We start from the raw sequence: 19,926 nt of genomic DNA on the forward strand, positions 1-19,926 counted from the left end.
CTCAGAGGGTGACGAGCCGCACGTCTGCGAGGGCCCCGTCATCGACGACGAGGGTCATGTACGTGTGGTGCGGTTGCCGACGTCGGTCGGTGGGCGAGCCGGGGTTGAGAAGGCGCAGCCCCTCGCCCGAGGTGTCCCAGGGGATGTGGCTGTGACCGAAGACGAGCACGTCCGTGCCGGGGAAGGCGACGGGCATCCTGCGCTCCCGCGTCTTGGCGTCGCCCGTCTCGTGGATCACGGCGAACCGCACCCCCTCGATCTCGCGCCGGGCGATCTCGGGGAGGCGCGCGCGGAGGTCGGCACCGTCGTTGTTGCCCCACACGCCGAGCACCTCGCCGTGCCGCCGCAGTTCGTCGAGCACGCCCTCGCTCACCCAGTCGCCGGCGTGGACGATGAGGTCGGCCTCGTCGGCGGCCCTCACCACCGCTTCGGGCAGCACCCGCGCCCGGCCCGGGATGTGCGTGTCGGAGATGAGCAGCATCCGTGTCGCCATGCCTCGACGCTACCCCCACCCGGTTCGGGGCGCGTTTCTGCGGTCGGGGCGCGAAATCCCGCGCCCCGAGGGGAGGAACCCGCCCCGAATCCGACGGATCGGACGGATGCTGCGCCGCAGCCGTCAGTCGGCGAGCACGGCGAGCTCGGCCAGCACCCGGGGGTGGGCGAGGATGCGGAAGTGGCCGCCCGTCTCGAGCCGCACGTTCTTCGCCCCGGCCAGCTCGCTGCCCTCGGGGATGTGCGGATCGAACCGCCCGTAGACCGACACGATCTTCGCGTTCACGGCGGTCTCCCGTGTGAGCGCGAGGATCGTCGCGTCACGCGGGGAGAAGATCCGCAGCGTCGGCGCGAGCACCATGAGCCGGGCATAGCTCGAACCGCCGAACGGCGTCGCGACCGCCAGCATCCCCCGCACCCGGCCGGCGGCGGGGCCGAACGCCATCGCCTGCTTGCCGACCAGACCACCCTTGCTGTGCGCCATGAGCACCACGTCCGAGAGGTCGTGCTGCTCGAGGTACTCGGTCACGCGCTCGGCCATCTCGACCACCGGACGCTCGTTGCGCCGCAGCAGATCGACCACGTGCACCGGGTGCCCGCGCCCGTGCAGCTCCTCGATCAACGGCTGCATGAATTTCCACGTCTCGTAGATTCCCGGCAGCACGACGATCGGCGTTCGGTCACCCGTGAGGAACGTCGCCGGGTCGGTGCGGTTGAAGAACGCGCGCACCTGCCAGAAGACGGCGTAGGCGTAATCCCGCGTCCACCAGATCGGAACCCGCAGCGGGTTCACCCTCGGCCCTCGACACGCTCCGCGACGAAGACGTCGATGGCGGATGCGACCGACCGCGGCGCGGTCTGCTGCACCACGTGATTGTGCCGCGGCACGATCGCGAGTGACCCGTCGACCGCGGCGTCGCGCAGACGACGGCACCAGTCGAGTCCGGCGACCGGATCGCTCCCGCCGCGCAGCACGAGGATCGGCATGGTCAACGCCGCCACGCGCTCCTCGATCGGATACGACAGCATGTGCCGCACCTGCGTGAGGTACCACCGTGGCCCGCACCGCACGTAGTCGCTGAACACCTGGTAGTTGACCGCCGGCGGCTCCCCGAACGACTCGATCGTCAGGGCGAGCGCCTGCGCGGGAAGCGAGCGGTGCTTCTCATCGGCGACCGGCCCCATCGCGACGACGCCCCGGACGAGATCGGGGCGTTGCGCGGCGAGCTCGACCGCCCACTGCGCTCCCATGGAGTGCCCGACGAGCACCACCGGCCCGCTGTCGATCCCGTCGAGCACCGTGCCGAGCACCTCCGCCATCGCCGGGATGCCGAGGTCCCGCCCCGGCTGGGGCAGCCCCCCGAACCCGGGCAGATCGATCGAGTGCACGTCGGCCTCTTCGGCCAGCTGTGTGTGGAGCCTCGTCAGGTATCGGTGCGACATGCCGATCCCGTGGATCAGCACGAACGGGGTGCCCGGATCGGCGGCGGACGACTCCGTGGTGAGGACGCGGAACACGGCGCCGTCGAGATCGACCCTGCGCTCGATCGTGGGGAAGGCGGGCGGTCGCGTCATCGGGTAAACGTACCCCGCCGGGGCCGACAGCCCGCTCAGAGTTCGCGGGCCCAGGGGAGGTCGGCACCGGCGCGTGAGACGGTCAGCGCGGCGGCGCGGATCGCGTCGCCGCCGATCCGCTCGAGGGCGTCCCGGTCGAGGTCGGCGCTCCCGGATGCGGCGACCGACGCGACGAGCGACGCCATGAACGTGTCGCCGGCGCCGATCGTGTCGACCACCGCGACCTTCTCGGCCGGGATCGTGAGCCGTTGGGTGCTCGTCGCGATGATCGCGCCCTCGCCGCCGAGCGTCACGGCGACCAGTCGCGGGCCGAGCGCGAGGATCGCGTCGACCACGGCGTCGGGAGCTGCTCCGGGGTAGAGCCACGCTGCATCCTCGTCGCTGAGCTTCACCACCGTCGAGAGACGGGAGGTGGCCTCGAACGCGGCGAACGCCGCGGCGTGCTCGCCGACGAGCGCCGGCCGGATGTTCGGGTCGAACGTGACCTCGCTCGCCGACGTGTCGCCGAGCGCCTCACGCACCGACGTGGCGCCGGGCTCGAAGAACGCCGCGACCGACCCGGTGTGCAGCACGCGCGGGCGCAGATCGGCGGGCACTTCGAACGGGTCCCAGGCGAGATCGAAGACGTACGACGCCTGGCCGTCGGAGGCGATCCGCGCACGCGCCGTCGACGTCGCATCCGCGGCGAACGACTCCCGCGGCACGACCACGCCCGACTCCTCGAGATGGGCGGCGATCCGCGCTCCCCGGTCGTCTCTCCCGAGCTGGGTGACGAGTGCGACGCCGACCCCGCGGCGGCCGAGACCGAGCGCGACGTTCGCGGGGCTCCCGCCGACGTGCTCGGTCGTGCCGTCGCGAGACTCGACGATGTCGATGAGCGCTTCGCCGATGACGACGACGTCGAGGATGGGGGCGGTGCTCATGGATTCTCCTGTGACGGTCAGGTGCCGCGTCCCTCGAATCTACGCGGCGAGAGGCGGCGGCGTTGCCATAATGAGGTGCCCCGTTCCACGAAAGGCCGACAACGATGAGTCCCGACCATGTGGGAGTGATACTGCCCCGCGATCTGCCCGCCGGCGAGGTCGTCTCCTTCGCCCGCAGGGCCGAAGAACTCGGATTCGACGAGCTGTGGGTCGTCGAAGACCTGGGCTTCCGCGGCGGTATCGCGCAGGCCTCGGCCGTACTCGCCTCGACGCGTCGCATCACGGTCGGCGTGGGCATCCTCCCCGCCGGTGCACGAAACGTCGCCTTCACCGCGATGGAGATCGCCACGCTCGGCGAGCTCTTCCCCGGCCGCGTGATCGTGGGCGTCGGCCACGGCATGCCGCAGTGGATGCGCTCGCTCGGTGTGTGGCCGAAGAGCCCGCTCACGCTGCTGAGCGAATACACGGCCGCGCTGACCGCTCTCCTCCGCGGCGAGCCGACCCCCGAGGCCGGTCGCTACGTCGACGTGGCGGGCCTGCGTCTCGACCTCGTGCCGTCGACGCCCCCGCCCATCGTCTGGGGCGTGCGGGGTCCTCGTTCTCTCGCTGCCGCCGGGCGGGTCGCCCAGGGCGTCGTGCTCGCCGAGCCGTCGGCGCCCGCGTACATCAGCGCGTCGATCGAGACCTCGGCGTTCGACACCCGACGGACGGATGCTGCGGCGCCGCTGGTCGTCGCGTACGACATCGCCGCTGTCGCCGCGACCGATGCTGCGGCCCGCGAGCTCGTGCGGCCGGCTCTGGGCATCGTCGGCGAACCCGACTGGTACCCGCACATCGCGCCCCTGCCCTTCGCCGACGATGCCGCGGCGCTGCGCGAACGGACCGGCAGCCCCGACGCGTTCGCCGCGGCGCTCCCCGACGAGTGGATCGACGCGCTCGCCCTGGCGGGCACGGCCGACCGGGTGCGCGCCGGGATCGCCGAGCGGCACGCGGCCGGCGCGACGAGCGTCGTGCTCACCCCGATCGGTGCCGACCGCTCTGCCGCGCTCGAAGACCTCGCCGGCGCCCTCGGTTGACGCTCAGCGCGTGAACGCGCTCAGCCCCGTCACCGCCCGCCCCACGATGAGGGTGTTGATCTCGCGGGTGCCCTCGTAGGTGTAGACGGCCTCCGCGTCGGTGAAGAATCGCGCGACGTCGTTGTCGATGACGATCCCGTTGCCGCCGACGACCTCGCGAGCCCACGCCACGGTCTCGCGCAGCCGGTCGGAGAGCCACACCTTGGCCAGGGCGGAGTCCTCGTCGCGCGAGACCCCCGCCTGTCGCCGCTCGGCGAGGCGAACGACCATGCCGAGCGACGCCGTGACGTTCCCCAGCATCCGCACGAGCTTGTCCTGCACGAGCTGGAACCCCGCGATCGGGCGCCCGAACTGCTCGCGCGACAGCGTGTAGCGCAGCGCCGCTTCATACGCCCCCGCCTGGGCGCCCGCGGCGATCCAGGCGATATCGGGGCGGAGCGTGCGGAAGAGCGCCGACACGTCGGCGAACGACGACACACGCTGGAGCCGGTGCGACTCCGGCACGCGGACACCCTCGAGGGAGATGTCGGAGTTGGTGATCAGCCGCAGCGCGGCCTTGCGCTCGATGGTGGTCAGGGTCATTCCGGGGTCGTCGGTGCGGGCGAGGAAGACCTTGACCTGACCGTCGGCGACGTCACGGGCGAAGACCCCGACGAACTCCGAGAAGGCGGCGTTGCCGATCCACCGCTTGGCTCCGTCGAGGATCCACTCCTCGCCCTCGCGCCGCGCCGTCGTTGCGAGTCCGCCCGCCACGTCGGAGCCGTGGTCGGGCTCGGTGAGCGCGAAGCATCCGGTCATCTCGAACGACACGATCGCGTCGTCCCACGCGGCCACCTGCTCGTCGCTGCCGCCCTGGCGCACGAGCTCGCGGAACATTGCCGTCTGCCCGTGGAACAGCATGCCCGTGCTGATGTCGGTGCGCGAGAACTCGAACGCCCGGAAGCCGTTGTACAGCTCTCGCGTGCGCCCGTCGGAGCCGAGCAAGGCGGGGTCGTCGACGAGCCGCAGGTCGCGCAGCGGTTCGCGCAGGTGCACCGGCGAGGCAGCGCGCTCCCAGAAGTCGGGGAGGATCGGCGCGAGCTGCGTCTCGAGCAGCTCGCGCAGCGACCTCAGCTTGGCGGTCTCGGCATCGGTGAGCAGGTCGGCGAATCCGTAGAGGTCGGAGACGGGGTACAGAGCGGTCACGCTTCCTCCTGAAGAAGTCGGGCCCGGAGCGTGACCGGGTCGGCCTTCCCGCTTCCGGTGCGCTCGAGACCCGCCACGACGAGAAGCCGCGGGGGCTTCTTGCAGCCTGCCCGGTCAGCCACGACGCGGGAGATCACCCCTGACGGCGGGACCTCCCGCCACGACGACGGCCCGAAGGTCCGCCCGGCGAGGGTGGGGAGGTCATCCAGCGGCACGCCCAGGCGCGCAGCATCCGGTGAGACCATCTCCCTCTCCTTCGAACGCGATTGATCTCAGGCTACCTGCAACTTTTGCGGGTGACATGATGAATTCCGCGGGCGCACCCCGCGGAAGGGACGCCCGCGAGAATATGCCCGGCGACAGAGGCCTCATCTACCTGCTCAAGCGGGCCGAGATGGCCGTGAGACGTCCGTTCATCGACGCGGTGGCCTCGCACGGGCTGAACTACGCCCAGTACACCGCCCTGACGGTGCTCACGCGCCTGCCGGGTCTCACGTCTTCCGACCTGGCGCGCCGGTCGTTCGTGAGGCCGCAGTCGATGGCCGAGACCCTGACCCCTCTCCTCGACGCGGGCCTGGCCCGGCGGGATCGCAACCCCGACCACGGCCGGCAGATCCTCCTGTCGATCACCCCGGCCGGTATCGAGAAGATCGACGCGATGGCCGAGTCCGTCCGCACGATCGAGGACGCCATGCTCGGCGACTTCGACGACGACGAGGTCGCCCTCTTCGCGAGCTTCCTGCGTCGGGCGAGCCGGAACCTCGCCGAGTCGGAGATCGAGAACCCGAACGCCCCGCCGGAGCGCTCCTAGGCGTCGGGCTCCCGCCCCGTGGCGGCGGGTCGCCGACGGATGCGGATCGGCCCGCGCGCGGTCGCCGGGTCGACGATCTCCCCGCGCTGGGTGATGTCGACGACGCCTGCAGCTTCCAGCCGCGCGGCGGCGGCGCGCGCAGCATCCATCTGCTCGCGCCATTGCTCACCGCCCACGACCCGCGCGGCCTCGGAGGGACAGATCGTCGAGGTCGCGGCGCGGTGCGCGAGCAGGCCGAGGATCGCGGCCTCGAGATCACGGTCGGGTGCTGCGCTCTGCGCGGACGACGGCTCCTCGGGCATGCCTGATCCTCCCTCCCGCAGCCCCGCCGCCGGTGGGGCTTGCGCCGCACCCACGACCCTGATCCCCGCCCTCGGCGACCAGGCCCGCGGCGGCGGCTTTACGACCGAACTCAGCACGGCTGCCCGTCGACCGAACTTCGGACCGCTGCCCTACGCCCGAACTGAGCACGACTGCCCTACGCCCGAACTAAGCGCGGCCCCCTAAGCCCGAACTCAGGATGAAACAGGCGCCGCAGCCGCAAACCCCGGCGTGTTGCCGGTCGGACAGCCATCCATCCTGAGTACGGGCAGCAGCGGGCGCGGAGACCGCAGCGGAAGCGAGGCAGGCGCGGGATGCGGGGCGGCCGGAGCGGCGCGGTGCAGCCGGCGGGGTTCCCGTTGCGCTCGCCCCGCCCCGAACCCCGGCGGCCAGGCCCGTGATGGCCGGCCCGTCGACCGAACTCAGGATGAAACACGTGCCGCAGCCCCGACCCCCGGCGTGTCGCCGGTCGGGCGACCAACCATCCTGAGTACGGGCAGCACGGCCGGCGCGAAGGGCGGCGGGACCGAGGGTAGGTACGGACGGGACGGTGTAGCCGGTGCGGAATCGCCAGCGGGCGCGCTATCCCGTGCGTTCGGCGGGCGAAGCGCGCGAAAGCGCGCGGGGGACAGTTCATCTTTTATCAAACCTCACCGCGACTTCTGCTTGACCGAAGGCATTAGGTCGACATACGGTCGTCTAGCGCCTCAGTCCCCCGCGAAGCGCCCCGCGCACCGCCGCGCACAGAGCAAGGACAATGATGACCGACAGTGCTTCTTCTTCCGATTTCACCGCGCCCCGCGTCGGCGCCTGGTTCATCGGAGCCCGCGGGTCGCTCGCGACCACCGCGACCGTGGGCCTGTTCGCCCTCGCCCGCGGAGCGGCCGCTCCGACCGGCCTGACGACCGAGAACGACGAGTTCGCCGACGTGCCGCTGGTCGCCCTCGACGACATCGTCATCGGCGGCCATGACATCTACGAGGTGCCGCTCGCGGCGAAGGCCGCCTCGCTCGCCGCCGGCGGCATGTTCTCCGACGCGCTCGTCGAAGCGGTGCGAGCCGACCTCGACCGCACCGACGACGACCTGCGCCTCATCGACCTCTCCGGCCCGACCCAGCAGCATCACATCGACCGCATGGCGGCCGACATCGCCGACTTCCGCGACCGGCACGGCCTCGCCACGGTGGTGGTCGTCGACGTGTCGTCGACCGAGCCGCTCCCCGCCGACCACCCGGCGTTCCACTCCGAGGAGGCACTGCGCGACGCCCTCGCCGACCCGGGGCAGCGGGTGCTGCCGGCGAGCGCGGTCGCTGCCGCCGCCGCGATCCAGGCCGGCGCCGCCCTCGCCGCGTTCACCCCCTCGACGAGCCTCAACCTGCCCGTGCTGCGCGCGAGGGCCGAGGCGGCCGGCATCGCCTTCGCCGGTCAGGACGGCAAGACCGGCGAGACTCTGCTGCGCACCGTGCTCGCGCCCATGTTCACCGCGCGCAACCTGAAGGTGCGCTCGTGGGCGGGTACGAACCTCCTCGGCGGCGGCGACGGCGCGACCCTGGCCGATCCCGAGGCCGTGCGCTCGAAGCTCGTCTCCAAGAACCGCGGACTGCACTCGCTCGTCGGCGACGACGTCGTCGCTCCCCTCCACATCGACAACGTGCCCGACCTGGGTGACGTCAAGACCGCGTGGGACCACATCAGCGCCGTCGGCTTCCTCGGCAGCCGCGTGACCCTGCAGACGACGTGGAGCGCGTACGACTCGACGCTCGCCGCGCCTCTCGTGCTCGACCTCGTCCGCGTGCTCGCGCTGGCGTCGGCGGCCGGCCAGTCGGGCGCGATCGCCGAACTCGGATGCTTCTTCAAAGACCCGTGGGGAAGCGACACGCACGCCTTCGCCGACCAGACCGCCGCGTACGTCGCGTGGGTGCAGCGCACCGGTGTCCTCGTTCGTCTGGCGGAGGAGGTCAGCGCCGGATGACCGGCCGCCTGACCGATCTGCTCGACCTCGTGCGGGCCCCCGCGGCCCTGACCGTCATCGGCGACACCGTCGTCGGCGCGACGAACGCGCGTGGCCGCGCGGGCGTCTCGGCGCTGCCCCTGTCGACCTCGTCGGCCTGCCTGTATGCGGCGGGCATGGCGCTCAACGACTACGCCGACGCCGAGCTCGACGCCGTCGAGCGCCCCGAGCGTCCGATCCCGTCGGGGCGCGTCAGCCGCGACACCGCCCTGAAGGTCGGCGCGGGGCTGACCGCCGCGGGCATCGGCCTGGCCTTCGCCACCCGCCGCTCGTCGGGGTGGATCTCGCTGGCGCTGGCGGCGTCGATCTGGACCTACGACCTCGTGGCGAAGCCGACCCGCTTCGGCCCCGTCGTCATGGCGGTCTGCCGCGGACTCGACGTGATGATGGGCGCGGCCGGACCCGGGTGGCGACGCGCGATCGTGCCCGCGATCATCGTCGCCGTGCACACCGCCTCGCTCACCGTCATCGCGCGCGGAGAGGTGAACGGTACGACCTCCGCCACCGCCGGCGCCACCGCCGTCGCGAGCGTGGGCGCCGCCGCTGCCTCCGCCGTCGGGGCCGGAGCGCACACCAGCGCCGCCCTCCTCGGCGGCGCCGGTTATCTCGCCGCGGCTCTGCCGTCGCAGGTGGCGGCCGCGCGGCAGCCCGACGCCGAGCACGCACGATCGGCGGCGCGCGCCAGCATCCACGCCATGGTGCCGTTGCAGACCGCGCTCGTCGCGCGCACCGGCGCTGTCGTTCCGACGGCTGCGCTCATCGCGGTGCAGGCAGCCGGACGCCTGCTGGCCAGACTCCGCTCGAAGGGCGACGTGACATGACCGCGCCCGGGTGGGTGATCGGGTACGGCACGAACGGCTTCGCCGACCACACCCTGCCCGATGCCCTCGACGTCCTCGAGGGCTCGGGGTACCGGGCGGTGGCGCTCACCCTCGGGCACCCGCACCTCGACCCGTTCGCCGACGACTGGCGCGAGGCGGCCATGGCGCTGCGCGACGACCTGCGCCGTCGCGGAATGCGCGTAGTGGTCGAAACCGGCGCGCGCTACCTTCTCGACCCGTGGCACAAGCACCGCCCGACCCTGGTCGACATCGAGGCCGAGAAACGGATGCTGTTCCTCCGCCGCGCCGTCGAGATCGCCGCGGTCCTCGGCGCCGACTGCGTGTCGCTGTGGAGCGGTGTGCTCCCGGGCGACGTCACCGCCGAACGCGGGTGGACGCTGCTCGTGGAGCGTCTCGCCGGCCTGGTCCCCTTCGCCGCGGCCGCCGGCGTCCGCCTCGCGATCGAACCGGAGCCGGGCATGCTCGTCGAGACGGTCGACGACGCGCTGCGGCTGCGAACCGCCCTGGGCGACCCGGTGAACGTGGGGATCACCGTCGACCTGGGGCACTGCGTCGCCGTCGAGCCTCACGGCGTCGTCGGGGCGCTCCGGGCCGCCGGAGATCTGCTCCTCAACGTGCAGGTCGACGACATGATGCCCGGCGTACACGAGCATCTCGAGCTCGGTACGGGGCAGCTCGACCTCGCCGCGGCCTTCGCGACGCTTTCGAAGATCGGCTACCGCGGGGTCGCGGCCGTCGAACTGCCCCGTCATTCTTTCGACGCCCCGCGGCTCGCCCGCACGAGCATGGAGGCCATTGTGAGCGCCGCATCCCCCGAGCCCCACCCCTGGACCGCAGCCGCCGTCGACACCGTCGCCGCAGACCCCGGTCGTGCACGGCGCCTGTTCGCGGAGGCAGGTCGCGCCGTGGGACGCGAACCGGTCGACCCCGCCGACACCCAGGGCGTCGGTGGAACGGTCGACGACGTCGCCCGCGCCGCGCTCGTCGCCGCCCTCGCCTCGTCCGACGCCGCGGGGGCCGATCTCGTCGCAACCCTCTACCGGGAGGGCGACGACGCCGAACGCCGCGGCGTGCTGCGGGGGCTCAACCTGCTCGTCGATCGCGACGCCGAGCTCGATCCCGAGTGGCGGCGCGTCGGCGCAGAGCTCGTCGCAGACGCGCTGCGCACGAACGATCCGCGCCTGGTCGCGGCCGCCATGGGCGGCTTCGCCGACGCGCACCTCGACGACCACGCCTGGCGGCACGGCGTGCTCAAGCTCGTGTTCATGGGCGTCCCCCTCTCGGTGGTCAGCGGACTCGAACGCCGACGCGACACCGAACTGTCGGAGATGGCCGCCCGTTACGCCGAAGAGCGTCGTGCGGCCGGTCGCAGCATCCCCGACGACATCTCCCTCCTCGTCCTCGCCTGACCCGCCCCGCTCCCCGAAAGGCGAACCGATGCGCATCTTCGACCCGCACATCCACATGACCTCCCGCACGACCGACGACTACGAGGCCATGTACGACGCCGGCGTCCGCGCCCTCGTCGAGCCCGCCTTCTGGCTCGGACAACCACGCACCACCGTCGGGTCGTTCATCGACTACTTCGACGCGCTGATCGGCTGGGAGAGGTTCCGTGCCGCGCAGTTCGGCATCCGGCACCACTGCACGATCGCGCTCAATCCGAAGGAGGCGAACGACCCCCGCTGCCGTGAGGTGATGGAGCACCTGCCGCGCTACCTGGTGAAGGACGGCGTCGTGGCGGTCGGCGAGACGGGGTACGACTCCATGACGCCCGAGGAGGACGACATCCTCTCGCAGCACCTCGCCCTCGCGATCGAGTACGAACTGCCCGCGCTCGTGCACACCCCCCATCGCGACAAGGTCACCGGCACGCGCCGCACGCTCGACGTGGCGATCGAGTCGGGGCTGCCCGTCGAGCACCTGCTGGTCGACCACCTCAACGAGACCTGCGTCGACATGGTCGCCGACAGCGGGGCATGGATGGGCTTCTCGATCTACCCCGACACCAAGATGGACGAGCAGCGCGTCGTGGCGATCATGCAGCGCATCGGTCTCGACCGGGTCATCGTGAACTCCGCCGCCGACTGGGGGCGCTCCGACCCCCTCAAGACCGCCAAGACCGGCCGGGCCATGCTCGACGCGGGGTTCACCGCCGCCGACGTCGACCGCGTGCTGTGGCAGAACCCGGTCGACTTCTACGGCCAGAGCGGCCGACTCATCCTCGACCCGGTGCCCGGCTTCGAGCCCGAGCGCCAGGGACCCGACACCTTCGAGGGCAACTCGGTGCTGCGCGGCGTCGCGTCGCGGCGCGAGGCCTGAGCGTGGAGCTGTCGTACTGCACCAACGTGCACCCGGCCGAAGACCTCGACGGCATCATCGAGCAACTCGACGTGCACGCGGGCCCGGTGCGCGTCGCCGCGGGTCTCGACACTCTCGGGGTGGGGCTGTGGATCCCGGCCGAGACCGCCGCCGTCCTCGCCGTCGACGCCTCGGCGCGCGCGCGGCTGTCGTCTGCGCTGGATCGCAATGCCCTCGCGCTGCGAACGATCAACGCGTTCCCCTACCGCGGGTTCCACGACGACGTGGTGAAGCTCGCGGTCTACCGGCCCGACTGGACGACCGCCGAGCGCCTGCGTTACACGCTGGACTGCGCGACCCTTCTCGCCGAGATGCTGCCCGAGGGGGCGTGGGGCAGCATCTCCACCCTGCCGCTCGGGTGGCGGGAGGGATGGGATGCGGCGGCCGACGCCGCCGCGGAGGCCGCGCTGGGCGCCCTGGTCGACGGTCTGCGCGAGATCGAACGGCGCACCGGACGCACCGTGCGCGTCGGCATCGAGCCGGAGCCCGGCTGCATCCTCGACGACGTCGCCGACGTGGTGGCCTGGTTGGGCGCGCGCCCGCACCTCTCGGCCGACGGACTCCTCGGCCTGTGCCTGGACACCTGCCACCTCGCCGTGTCGTTCGCCGATCCCGCCGCCGCGGTCGCTGCGGCCGAACGGGCGGGCGTGCGCATCGTGAAGGTGCAGGCGTCGGTCGCGCTCGAACTGACCGACCCCTCCGCCGACGGGGCGCGGGAGGCGCTCGCCCCGTTCGCCGAAGCGCGCTACGTGCACCAGGTGCGCGCGCGGCCGACCGCATCCGTCTCCGAGTTCGCCGCCGACGACCTGCCCGACGTGCTCGCGGCCGACCCCGCCTGGCCGACCGATCGGCCCTGGCGGGTGCACGTGCACATCCCCCTGCACGCGACTCCCGCCCGGCCCCTGCGCGCCACCACGGAGGTGCTGCGCACGGCCGTCGACGCCGTGCTGCAGACCGCGCACGGCCGCGAGGCGCACTTCGACGTCGAGACCTACACGTGGACGGTTCTTCCCGACCACCTGCAGCCCGACTCGCTCGTCGAGGGCATCGCCGCCGAACTCCGCTGGGCGATGACCCAGCTCGCCCCCGCCCTCACACTCCCCGCAGAGGTCACCACACCATGAAGAACGTCCTTCTCCTCGACATCGTCGGCCTGACCCCGCGCGCCCTCGCCGCCATGCCGCGGCTGCGCGCCCTCGGCGACCGCGGCCGCACCGTGCAGCTCGAGACGGTCCTTCCGGCCGTCACCTGCAGCGTGCAGTCGACGATCCTCACCGGAACCATGCCGCGCGAGCACGGCATCGTCGGCAACGGATGGTATTTCCGCGGACTCGGCGACCCGATGCTGTGGCGTCAGCACAACAAGCTCGTCGCCGGCGAGAAGCTGTGGGAGACGGCGCGACGCCGTGACTCGAGCTACCGCGCGGCGAACCTGGGCTGGTGGTACGCGATGGGCGCGACGACCGACGTGACCGTGACCCCGCGCCCGATCTACCACGCCGACGGGCGCAAGAGCCCCGACGCGTACGTGCGCCCGGCGTCGCTGCACGACCCGCTCGTGCGCGACCTCGGCGACTTCCCGCTCTTCCAGTACTGGGGGCCGACGGCGACGATCGCCTCGTCGCAGTGGCTCATCGACGCGACCCGCGGCATGCTGAGCGAACGCTGGGGCTCTGCCGCTCCCGAGCTGGTCATGTCGTACCTCCCGCACCTCGACTACGACCTGCAGCGCTTCGGTCCGAACTCGCCCGAGGCCGACCGCGCCGCGCGCGAGCTCGACACCGCGCTGGCGCCGCTGCTCGACGACGCGGAGGCCCGCGGCTATACCGTCGTCGCGCTGGCGGAGTACGGCATCGCCGACGCGAACCGACCCGTCGACATCAACCGCGCGCTGCGGCGCGAGGGGCTGCTCGAGGTGTACGTGCAGGACGGCCGCGAGCAGCTCGACCCGTGGACCTCGCGCGCCTTCGCCGTCGCCGACCACCAGGTCGCGCACGTCTACGTCGACGACCAGAGCGACATTGCGCGGGTCGCCTCCCTGCTGCGCGCGCTGCCCGGGGTCGACGAGGTGCTCGACCGCGAGGCGCAGGCCGCGTACGGACTCGACCACGAGCGGTCGGGCGAACTCGTCGTGGTCGCCGAACCCGGCGCGTGGTTCACCTACTACTTCTGGCTCGACGACGACCTCGCCCCCGAGTACGCGCGCGGTGTCGACATCCACCGCAAGCCCGGGTATGACCCCGCCGAGCTGTTCTTCGACCCCGCCGACCGCCTCGCGAAGGCCAAAGCCGGTCTCAACCTGGTCAAGAAGAAGCTCGGCCTGCGCTACGCGATGAGCACCGTGCCACTCGACCCCTCGTGGGTGCGCGGCACGCACGGCCGCCTGCCGGAGTCGGCGGCCGACACCCCCCTGCTGCTGTGCTCGGATGCGGCGCTGCTCGACGACAGCGTGACCTCGGTGGCCGCGACCGACGTGCGCGACCTCGTGCTGGCCGCCCACGGTGCGCCCGTGAACGCCCCGACCCGACGCAGTTCGCGCGTCTGACGCCGCATCCGGTTTCGCCGCGGTCACACGGGAGGAGATGCGCACAGCGGAGGAGAACCCCCGCGCATACCTCCTCCGATCTGCACATCCCCTCCGCACCGCACGGGCGTTACAGGGCGGCCTCGTGGATCTGGCGGGCGTTCGGGGTGCGGGCCGTTGTGACCGGGTGCGTTGCGAGGATGACCTTGCCGCGCGAGTGCAGCTTGTCGAGATCGTTGTAGGCGTCGGCGATCTCGGCGAGGGGGTAGAAACCCGAGACGAGAAGGGTGAAGGCACGGACGCGGGCGAGTTCGGCGACACGGCGCAGCAGGTCCGTGCCGCTCGCGACCGCCTCGGGGTCGCTGTCGAGGAGGCGTAGCTCGATGTCTCGCCTGTCGGCGCTCGAGCGGTAGCGCCCCGCGGGGATGCCGAGCTCAGGGAGCAGTTCGTGGCCATCCTTGCCGAAGTTGTCGATCATGGCCGTGATGGGTCGCCCGTCCGCCGCGCGGCGGATGCGGTCGGCGAGGCCGTCGCCGTATTTCACCGGCTTGATGCCGAGCTGACGGAGATAGTCGAAGTTGCGCTCCCCGCACGTTCCGATCACCTTCGCCCCGAGGTGCTTCGCGACCTGCGCCTCGATGCTGCCCACCCCACCGGCGGCAGCCGAGATGACCACGGTGTCGTCGGCGCCGATGCGCAGTTCGTCGAGCACCGTGAGCGCGGTGGCTCCCGCGAGATAGAGGCCGCCCGCGACCTCCCACGTCACCTCTCGGGGCTTTCGGACGAGGGCGGCGATCGGCACGTTCAGGTACGTCGCGTGCGCACCGCTTGAGACGTGCCCGATGACGTCCTGCCCCACGGAGAAGGTCGAGACGCCCTCCCCGCGCGCGACGACCACGCCGGCGAACTCGCTGCCCGACCGTCGCGGCCAGTCCTCTTCCCATGCCGACTCGCGGCCCGTCCGCAGGAATCCGTCGATGTGGCTGATGCCGGCGCTGATCACCTCGACGGTCACCTCGCCCGGGCCCGGCGACGGGAGATCGTGCGTCCTCAGCTGCAGCACGTCGGCGTTACCCAGCGCGTCGTACTCGAAGACATCCGTGCGAGTTGGTTTCTTGGACACGATCCACGACCCTTCGTCGAAGCACGCGACAGTGCGTCACCCGGCGGCCGGACCGGAAGCCGGTCGTCGTAGAGCTATTCGTAGCAGAACGGCGCCACGATGCAAGACCTTGCACCGTACTCGTGCACCGGTCACCTGTCGCGATCGGCGAGCACGCGCGCACCGTCGGTCGGGGTCGCGCTCAGCCCAGGGCGAGCTCGACCGTGGTGAAGGAATGCGGCGGCAGCTCCACCGTCAGCACCCCGTCCTCGCCGAGGCTCGCCTCGATCGGGCGCGGTGCGACGCGTTCGGGGCCCTCGACGTCGTTGAACGACGATGCCGTGTCGCCCGTGAGCACGCGCGCGCGCACGACGCTCGCCGCCCGCCCGCGGAGGTCGAGCCTCACCGTGCACGGGGCGTCGGCCGACAGGTGGGTCATCGACACCAGCGCCGTGTCGTCGCGGGTAGACGCCGAGATCGATACGAGGTCGAGATCGTCGCCGCGCACGGTGGTCGTCGGCGTCTCGAGCACGTGCACCGGGAGGCCCGCCGCATCCTGGTGCCCCTTGTTCATCTCGAACACGTGATAGGTCGGGGTGAGCACGAGGTTCTCGCCGTCGGTGAGCACCATCGCCTGCAGCACGTTGACGGTCTGCGCGATGTTCGCCATCGTCAGGCGACGCGCGTGACGGTGGAAGACGTCGAAGTGCAGGCCCGCGACCAGGGCGTCGCGCACGGTGTTCTGCTGGAAGAGGAAGCCCGGGTTGGTGCCCTCCGCGGCGTTCCACCACGTGCCCCACTCATCGCACACTAGCCCGACACGGTTCTGCGGGTCGTAGGAGTCCATCACGGCGACGTGACCGCGCACGATGCGCTCGATCCCCGCCGCGTAGGCCACCGTCTCGTAGTACTGCGCGGTGGTGAACTCGGTCGCCTCCTCGGTGTTGATGCCCGATCCGGAGTGCGTGTAGTAGTGGAAAGAGATGGCCTGATACGGAAGATTCCCGCCCATCGTGCAGCCGTGGCACTCCGTCAGGGACTTCATGAGCGTGCGGGTCCACTCGAGGTCGTCCTCGTTGGCGCCCGCCGCGATCCTCGTCAGCGAGTTGCCGCCGTGCTCGTGACAGAAGGTCGCGTAGCGGCGCGCCTCCTCCGCGTAGAACGACGCCGACATGTTGCCGCCGCATCCCCACGCCTCGTTGCCCAGCCCCCAGAACGGCACGCGCCACGGCTCGTCTCGACCGTTGTCGCGTCGCAGTCTCGCCATCGGGCTGTCGTCGGCCCGGGTCAGGTACTCCACCCACTCCGACATCTCCTGCACCGTGCCGCTGCCGACGTTGCCGTTGACGTAGGCGTCGGCACCGAGGAGGTCGCACAGGTCCATGAACTCGTGCGTGCCGAAGTGGTTGTTCTCCACGACGTCGCCCCAGTTGGTGTTGGCGATCTTCGGACGCTGCTCGCGGGGTCCGATGCCGTCACGCCAGTGGTAGGTGTCGGCGAAGCATCCGCCCGGCCACCGCAGGTTCGGGATGTCGAGCGCGCGGAGCGCCTCGACGATGTCGAGACGGATGCCGCGCACGTTCGGGATCGCGGAGTCCTCCCCCACCCAGAACCCGTCGTAGATGCATCGGCCGAGGTGCTCGGCGAAATGACCGTAGAGGTGACGGCTGATGCGATCACCGGTGACGTCGAGGTCGATCACGGCGCGTGCCGTCGAGGTCATGATGCTCTCCATGCGGTTCGGGGTGTGAGGGGGGCAAGCGACGGGCGTTGCGCGGTCGTGGTGAGGTCGATGCGTCGCCCCTCCCGCGCCGACGCCGTCAGGGCGGTCATGATCTCGAGCACGTGCAGTGCGACGTCGCCGCCGGCCCGCCCGTGACCGGCGACGACGTCGATCAGGCCGATACCGCGCCCCGCGCCCTCGTAGCCGGCGCGGGGCTCGATCACCGCGCCCTCGTCGGACGGGGAGCGTCGCAGCCTCACCTCTCCGTCGAACATGTTCGGATCGGGCACGGTCAGCGATCCCCGCTCGCCGTGCACCTCGAGGGGGGCGGCGGTGGTCGCCACGGCGTCGAAGCTGAACGTCACCGTCGACACCGCGCCGCCGGCGTGCTCGAGAACGCCGGTCACGTGCGTGTCGATCTCGACGGGGATGCGCTCACCGGCACGAGGGCCGGTCGCGATGACGCGCTCGTCACGCGGTCGCGACGACACCCCCGACACCCGCACGACGGGGCCGAGGAGGTGGAAGAGCGTGGTCAGGTAGTACGGCCCCATGTCGAACAGCGGCCCGCCCCCGGCGAGGTAGTAGAAATCGGGGTTCGGGTGCCAGGCCTCGTGGCCCGGGGCGACCCAGGTCGCCGTCGCCGACACCGGTCGGCCGATCTCGCCGGCGTCGACGACCGCTCGTGCGGTCTGCACGCCGGTGCCGAGGACGGTGTCGGGGGCGCCTCCCACCCACGCGCCGCCGGCGGCCGCGACGACCTCGAGCGCCTCGGCGAGCGTGGCGGCGAGCGGCTTCTCGCCGTAGACGTTCTTGCCGGCGGCGAGGGCGGCGAGGGCCACCGACGCGTGCGCGGCGGGGATCGTGAGGTTCAGCACCGTCTGCACCTCGGGGTCGGCCATGAGCTCGTCGACGGAGAGGGCTCGGCACCCCGGCACGCGCTCGGCGACCGCTCGGGCGCGTGCGGGGTCGAGGTCGGCGACGGCGACGATCCGCACCCCGTCGAGGCCGACGAGCGTGTCGAGGTATTGGGCCGAGATGACCCCGAGCCCGACTATTCCGATTCCGTGCGGCTGGCCCACAGCATCCCCCTCTCGATGATGGTGCGGACGTTGTCGTCCTTCAGCACCTCGACGTCGTGCCCGGGCGTCGCGACGAAGACGCGCCCCCGCCCCCACGCCCGCGTCCAGACCGCCGGCGAGGTGATCGGACGGTGCCACGGGTGGTAGGGCTGCACCGGGTGGGTGGTCGTGGCGAGCACGTCGTTGAGGTCGTCGGTGAGCACCCAGTACTGCTCGGTGCGCAGGGCGAAGCCGTCGATACCGGCCATGATCGACGACGCGCGCCCGGCGTCGGTGACCTCGATCGTGTGATCGACGAAGTTGTCGCGCTCGTCGCCCGGGCGCTCGTCGGGGTGCCGCGAGGGGTGGGTGGCGAACTGTCCGCCGACGAGCTGCAGATAGTCGGAGCTGTCGCGGTAGGAGTCGGCGATGCCGCCGTGCCACCCCGCGAGCCCGGTGCCCTGCTCGACCGCGGCGCGCAGCCCCGCGACCGCCTCCCGCGAGGCCTGCGACATCGTCACCGACTGCACGACGAGGTCGACGGCATCCATCGCGTCACGGTCGGCGTAGACCTCCGGGTCGGACTCGATGCGCACATCGAAGCCGTTGTCGCGCAGGAACGGCACGAAGAGATCGGTGGCCTCGACCGGATGGTGTCCTTCCCACCCGCCTCGGACGATCAGGGCGTGACGTGCGGTCATGACGAACTCCTCGGCGCAGAGGTGGTCGGAACGGGAGGCGACGGAGCGCTCTCCCGGGTGGGGACGGCATCACCATGCCATACCCCCTGGACCGATCGCGCAGATATTGCGCAAAATAGGGAGGTGCCCGCATCCGCCCGTTCCACACTCGCCGACGTCGCGGCGGCGGCGGGCGTCAGCGTGACCACCGCCTCGCGCGCTCTGCGCGGCCGGGGAGAGATGGCCGCGGCCACGCGCGCCCGGATCGTGACCGCGGCGACGACCCTCGGGTACACGCTCGACGGGGAGCGGCGCGGTCGCCCGCGCGGAGGCACGGCCCGGCTGATCGACCTCGTGCTCTCGCATTTCCACAACCCGTACACCGAAGAGGTCACCGCGGGCGCGCGCACCGCGGCGGCGCACTTGCGCTACGACCTCGTGCTGACGACCGAGCGCGACGATCCCGACGACGACTGGCCCGTCCGCATCCGTTCCCGCGGGAGTGCGGGGGTGGTGCTCGGCCTCATCCTTCCGACGGCGACGCAGACCGCGGTGATGCGCGAAGCGGGCATCCCCGTCGTGCTGCTCGAGCCGCCCAGCGGTTCGTCGCGAGGGCTGCCGAGCGTGCGCTCGACCGATCGCGCCGGCGGTTCGGCCGCGGCGGAGCACCTCATCGCCCGGGGCGCGCGCCGGTTCGTCGTGATCGGTGGCAGCCCGCCGTATCGCTGGGGCCGGGCGCGCGCCGAGGGCTTCTTCGAGACGCTGGATGCGGCGCTCCCCCGCGCGGCGCGCGTGCACGAGAGTGCGAACTGGGGTGCGACCGAGGCACGGGAGGCGTGCCGGCGCGCCCTCGGCAACCTCGCCGGCGACGGACCCGTGGGGGTGTTCGCCTGTTCGGACGAGATGGCCGCGGGGGCCTACCGCGCCGCCGCCGACGAGGGCCTGCGGGTCGGCGTCGACGTGCTGGTCGTCGGGTTCGACGACCTGCGCGGCGCGCGGTGGCTGCAGCCGTCGCTGACCACCGTGCGCCAGCCGATCCGCGAGATGGCGGCCACCGCGGTGCGGATGCTCGCGGCCGGAGCGCCCGCCGGCGACGAGATCGTGGAGCTGCCGACGGAGCTCATCCCCCGCGGCTCCACCCGGGGCGGCTGATCGAGGCGTCGCGTCGACCCCGGCCCGAGACGCGGGCTTTCGGTCGAGGCGCGGGCATTCCGGTGCCGAAAGCCCGCGCCTCGGCCG

The 19,926-nt window shown here is 71.9% G+C and carries 20 protein-coding genes; 9 read left to right on the forward strand and 11 right to left on the reverse strand.

The annotated features are described in order from the left end of the window. Position 1: 1 nt before the first annotated feature. The 4 genes from ABTU82_RS06245 to ABTU82_RS06260 all read right to left on the reverse strand — a co-directional run bounded on the left by ABTU82_RS06245 (position 2) and on the right by ABTU82_RS06260 (position 2,990). Positions 2–493, reverse strand: a complete 492-nt coding sequence (locus ABTU82_RS06245; protein ID WP_407172388.1) for a metallophosphoesterase family protein — start codon at positions 491–493, stop codon at positions 2–4. A 123-nt stretch (positions 494–616) separates the two neighbouring features. Continuing rightward, positions 617–1,285 (reverse strand): esterase/lipase family protein, encoded by a 669-nt coding sequence (locus ABTU82_RS06250; protein ID WP_407172389.1) that lies wholly within the window; start codon positions 1,283–1,285, stop codon positions 617–619. Continuing rightward, positions 1,282–2,067 (reverse strand): alpha/beta fold hydrolase, encoded by a 786-nt coding sequence (locus tag ABTU82_RS06255; protein ID WP_407172391.1) that lies wholly within the window; start codon positions 2,065–2,067, stop codon positions 1,282–1,284. The genes ABTU82_RS06250 and ABTU82_RS06255 overlap by 4 nt, the downstream gene beginning before the upstream one ends. A 35-nt stretch (positions 2,068–2,102) precedes the next feature. After that, entirely contained in the window at positions 2,103–2,990 is an 888-nt protein-coding gene (locus ABTU82_RS06260) for a carbohydrate kinase family protein (RefSeq protein ID WP_407172393.1), read from the reverse strand. A gap of 125 nt (positions 2,991–3,115) precedes the next feature. Between ABTU82_RS06260 and ABTU82_RS06265 the strand changes: the two genes are divergently transcribed. Then, the gene (locus tag ABTU82_RS06265) at positions 3,116–4,066 is read left to right on the forward strand and encodes an LLM class flavin-dependent oxidoreductase (protein WP_407172395.1); all 951 of its coding nucleotides are present in this window, start codon (positions 3,116–3,118) and stop codon (positions 4,064–4,066) included. Between the two features lie 3 nt (positions 4,067–4,069). Here the strand turns inward: ABTU82_RS06265 and ABTU82_RS06270 are convergent, their stop codons facing one another. After that, on the reverse strand, positions 4,070–5,251 hold the full coding sequence (locus ABTU82_RS06270; protein ID WP_407172397.1) for an acyl-CoA dehydrogenase family protein: 1,182 nt from the start codon (positions 5,249–5,251) through the stop codon (positions 4,070–4,072). Then, positions 5,248–5,496 carry a hypothetical protein gene (locus tag ABTU82_RS06275; protein ID WP_407172399.1) on the reverse strand — a complete coding sequence of 83 codons (249 nt, stop codon included), beginning with the start codon at positions 5,494–5,496 and terminating at the stop codon, positions 5,248–5,250. Before ABTU82_RS06275 ends, ABTU82_RS06270 begins: the two co-directional genes overlap by 4 nt. A gap of 104 nt (positions 5,497–5,600) precedes the next feature. Here ABTU82_RS06275 and ABTU82_RS06280 point away from each other — a divergent pair, with 104 nt between their 5' ends. After that, positions 5,601–6,062, forward strand: a complete 462-nt coding sequence (locus tag ABTU82_RS06280) for a MarR family winged helix-turn-helix transcriptional regulator (RefSeq protein ID WP_407172401.1) — start codon at positions 5,601–5,603, stop codon at positions 6,060–6,062. Here the strand turns inward: ABTU82_RS06280 and ABTU82_RS06285 are convergent. Next, positions 6,059–6,364: a DUF3253 domain-containing protein gene (locus tag ABTU82_RS06285; protein ID WP_407172402.1), complete on the reverse strand. Its 306-nt coding sequence runs from the start codon at positions 6,362–6,364 to the stop codon at positions 6,059–6,061. The genes ABTU82_RS06280 and ABTU82_RS06285 overlap by 4 nt on opposite strands. Positions 6,365–7,143: 779 nt before the next feature. Between ABTU82_RS06285 and ABTU82_RS06290 the strand changes: the two genes are divergently transcribed. Genes ABTU82_RS06290 through ABTU82_RS06315 form a run of 6 tightly spaced genes read left to right on the forward strand, consistent with a single transcriptional unit; the run spans position 7,144 to position 14,142 of the window. Beyond that, positions 7,144–8,355: an inositol-3-phosphate synthase gene (locus tag ABTU82_RS06290; protein ID WP_116648856.1), complete on the forward strand. Its 1,212-nt coding sequence runs from the start codon at positions 7,144–7,146 to the stop codon at positions 8,353–8,355. Continuing rightward, positions 8,352–9,215, forward strand: coding sequence for an SCO3242 family prenyltransferase (locus ABTU82_RS06295; protein ID WP_407172404.1), 864 nt, complete (start codon positions 8,352–8,354; stop codon positions 9,213–9,215). Before ABTU82_RS06290 ends, ABTU82_RS06295 begins: the two co-directional genes overlap by 4 nt. Continuing rightward, complete coding sequence (locus ABTU82_RS06300; protein WP_407172406.1) at positions 9,212–10,645, forward strand: EboA domain-containing protein; 1,434 nt, start codon at positions 9,212–9,214, stop codon at positions 10,643–10,645. Before ABTU82_RS06295 ends, ABTU82_RS06300 begins: the two co-directional genes overlap by 4 nt. A gap of 28 nt (positions 10,646–10,673) precedes the next feature. Continuing rightward, complete coding sequence (locus ABTU82_RS06305) at positions 10,674–11,558, forward strand: TatD family hydrolase (RefSeq protein ID WP_116648810.1); 885 nt, start codon at positions 10,674–10,676, stop codon at positions 11,556–11,558. A gap of 2 nt (positions 11,559–11,560) precedes the next feature. After that, positions 11,561–12,721, forward strand: coding sequence for a metabolite traffic protein EboE (eboE, locus tag ABTU82_RS06310; protein ID WP_407172408.1), 1,161 nt, complete (start codon positions 11,561–11,563; stop codon positions 12,719–12,721). Then, on the forward strand, positions 12,718–14,142 hold the full coding sequence (locus ABTU82_RS06315; protein WP_407172410.1) for an alkaline phosphatase family protein: 1,425 nt from the start codon (positions 12,718–12,720) through the stop codon (positions 14,140–14,142). The genes eboE and ABTU82_RS06315 overlap by 4 nt, the downstream gene beginning before the upstream one ends. Positions 14,143–14,251: 109 nt before the next feature. Here ABTU82_RS06315 and ABTU82_RS06320 read toward each other — a convergent pair whose 3' ends face one another. From ABTU82_RS06320 to ABTU82_RS06335, 4 genes are all read right to left on the reverse strand, one after another. Then, complete coding sequence (locus ABTU82_RS06320) at positions 14,252–15,244, reverse strand: NADP-dependent oxidoreductase (protein WP_116648813.1); 993 nt, start codon at positions 15,242–15,244, stop codon at positions 14,252–14,254. 181 nt (positions 15,245–15,425) lie between these two features. Then, complete coding sequence (locus tag ABTU82_RS06325; protein WP_407172413.1) at positions 15,426–16,946, reverse strand: alpha-N-arabinofuranosidase; 1,521 nt, start codon at positions 16,944–16,946, stop codon at positions 15,426–15,428. After that, positions 16,943–18,028: a Gfo/Idh/MocA family protein gene (locus tag ABTU82_RS06330; protein ID WP_116648815.1), complete on the reverse strand. Its 1,086-nt coding sequence runs from the start codon at positions 18,026–18,028 to the stop codon at positions 16,943–16,945. The genes ABTU82_RS06325 and ABTU82_RS06330 overlap by 4 nt, the downstream gene beginning before the upstream one ends. Continuing rightward, positions 18,001–18,708 carry a ThuA domain-containing protein gene (locus tag ABTU82_RS06335; protein ID WP_407172414.1) on the reverse strand — a complete coding sequence of 236 codons (708 nt, stop codon included), beginning with the start codon at positions 18,706–18,708 and terminating at the stop codon, positions 18,001–18,003. Before ABTU82_RS06335 ends, ABTU82_RS06330 begins: the two co-directional genes overlap by 28 nt. A 123-nt stretch (positions 18,709–18,831) precedes the next feature. Here ABTU82_RS06335 and ABTU82_RS06340 point away from each other — a divergent pair, with 123 nt between their 5' ends. Next, positions 18,832–19,839, forward strand: coding sequence for a LacI family DNA-binding transcriptional regulator (locus tag ABTU82_RS06340; RefSeq protein ID WP_407172416.1), 1,008 nt, complete (start codon positions 18,832–18,834; stop codon positions 19,837–19,839). The last annotated feature ends 87 nt before the right edge of the window (positions 19,840–19,926 follow it).

This window comes from Microbacterium deferens (genome assembly GCF_045517775.1).
GTDB lineage: Bacteria > Actinomycetota > Actinomycetes > Actinomycetales > Microbacteriaceae > Microbacterium.

Coding starts and splice junctions, on each gene's coding strand:
- ABTU82_RS06325 (WP_407172413.1), bottom strand. CDS start 16,946: ATGACCTCGACGGCACGCGCCGTGATCGACCTCGACGTCACCGGTGAT.
- ABTU82_RS06295 (WP_407172404.1), top strand. CDS start 8,352: ATGACCGGCCGCCTGACCGATCTGCTCGACCTCGTGCGGGCCCCCGCG.
- ABTU82_RS06335 (WP_407172414.1), bottom strand. CDS start 18,708: ATGACCGCACGTCACGCCCTGATCGTCCGAGGCGGGTGGGAAGGACAC.
- ABTU82_RS06285 (WP_407172402.1), bottom strand. CDS start 6,364: ATGCCCGAGGAGCCGTCGTCCGCGCAGAGCGCAGCACCCGACCGTGAT.
- ABTU82_RS06275 (WP_407172399.1), bottom strand. CDS start 5,496: ATGGTCTCACCGGATGCTGCGCGCCTGGGCGTGCCGCTGGATGACCTC.
- ABTU82_RS06290 (WP_116648856.1), top strand. CDS start 7,144: ATGACCGACAGTGCTTCTTCTTCCGATTTCACCGCGCCCCGCGTCGGC.
- ABTU82_RS06305 (WP_116648810.1), top strand. CDS start 10,674: ATGCGCATCTTCGACCCGCACATCCACATGACCTCCCGCACGACCGAC.
- ABTU82_RS06260 (WP_407172393.1), bottom strand. CDS start 2,990: ATGAGCACCGCCCCCATCCTCGACGTCGTCGTCATCGGCGAAGCGCTC.
- ABTU82_RS06300 (WP_407172406.1), top strand. CDS start 9,212: ATGACCGCGCCCGGGTGGGTGATCGGGTACGGCACGAACGGCTTCGCC.
- ABTU82_RS06255 (WP_407172391.1), bottom strand. CDS start 2,067: ATGACGCGACCGCCCGCCTTCCCCACGATCGAGCGCAGGGTCGATCTC.
- ABTU82_RS06315 (WP_407172410.1), top strand. CDS start 12,718: ATGAAGAACGTCCTTCTCCTCGACATCGTCGGCCTGACCCCGCGCGCC.
- ABTU82_RS06245 (WP_407172388.1), bottom strand. CDS start 493: ATGGCGACACGGATGCTGCTCATCTCCGACACGCACATCCCGGGCCGG.
- ABTU82_RS06280 (WP_407172401.1), top strand. CDS start 5,601: ATGCCCGGCGACAGAGGCCTCATCTACCTGCTCAAGCGGGCCGAGATG.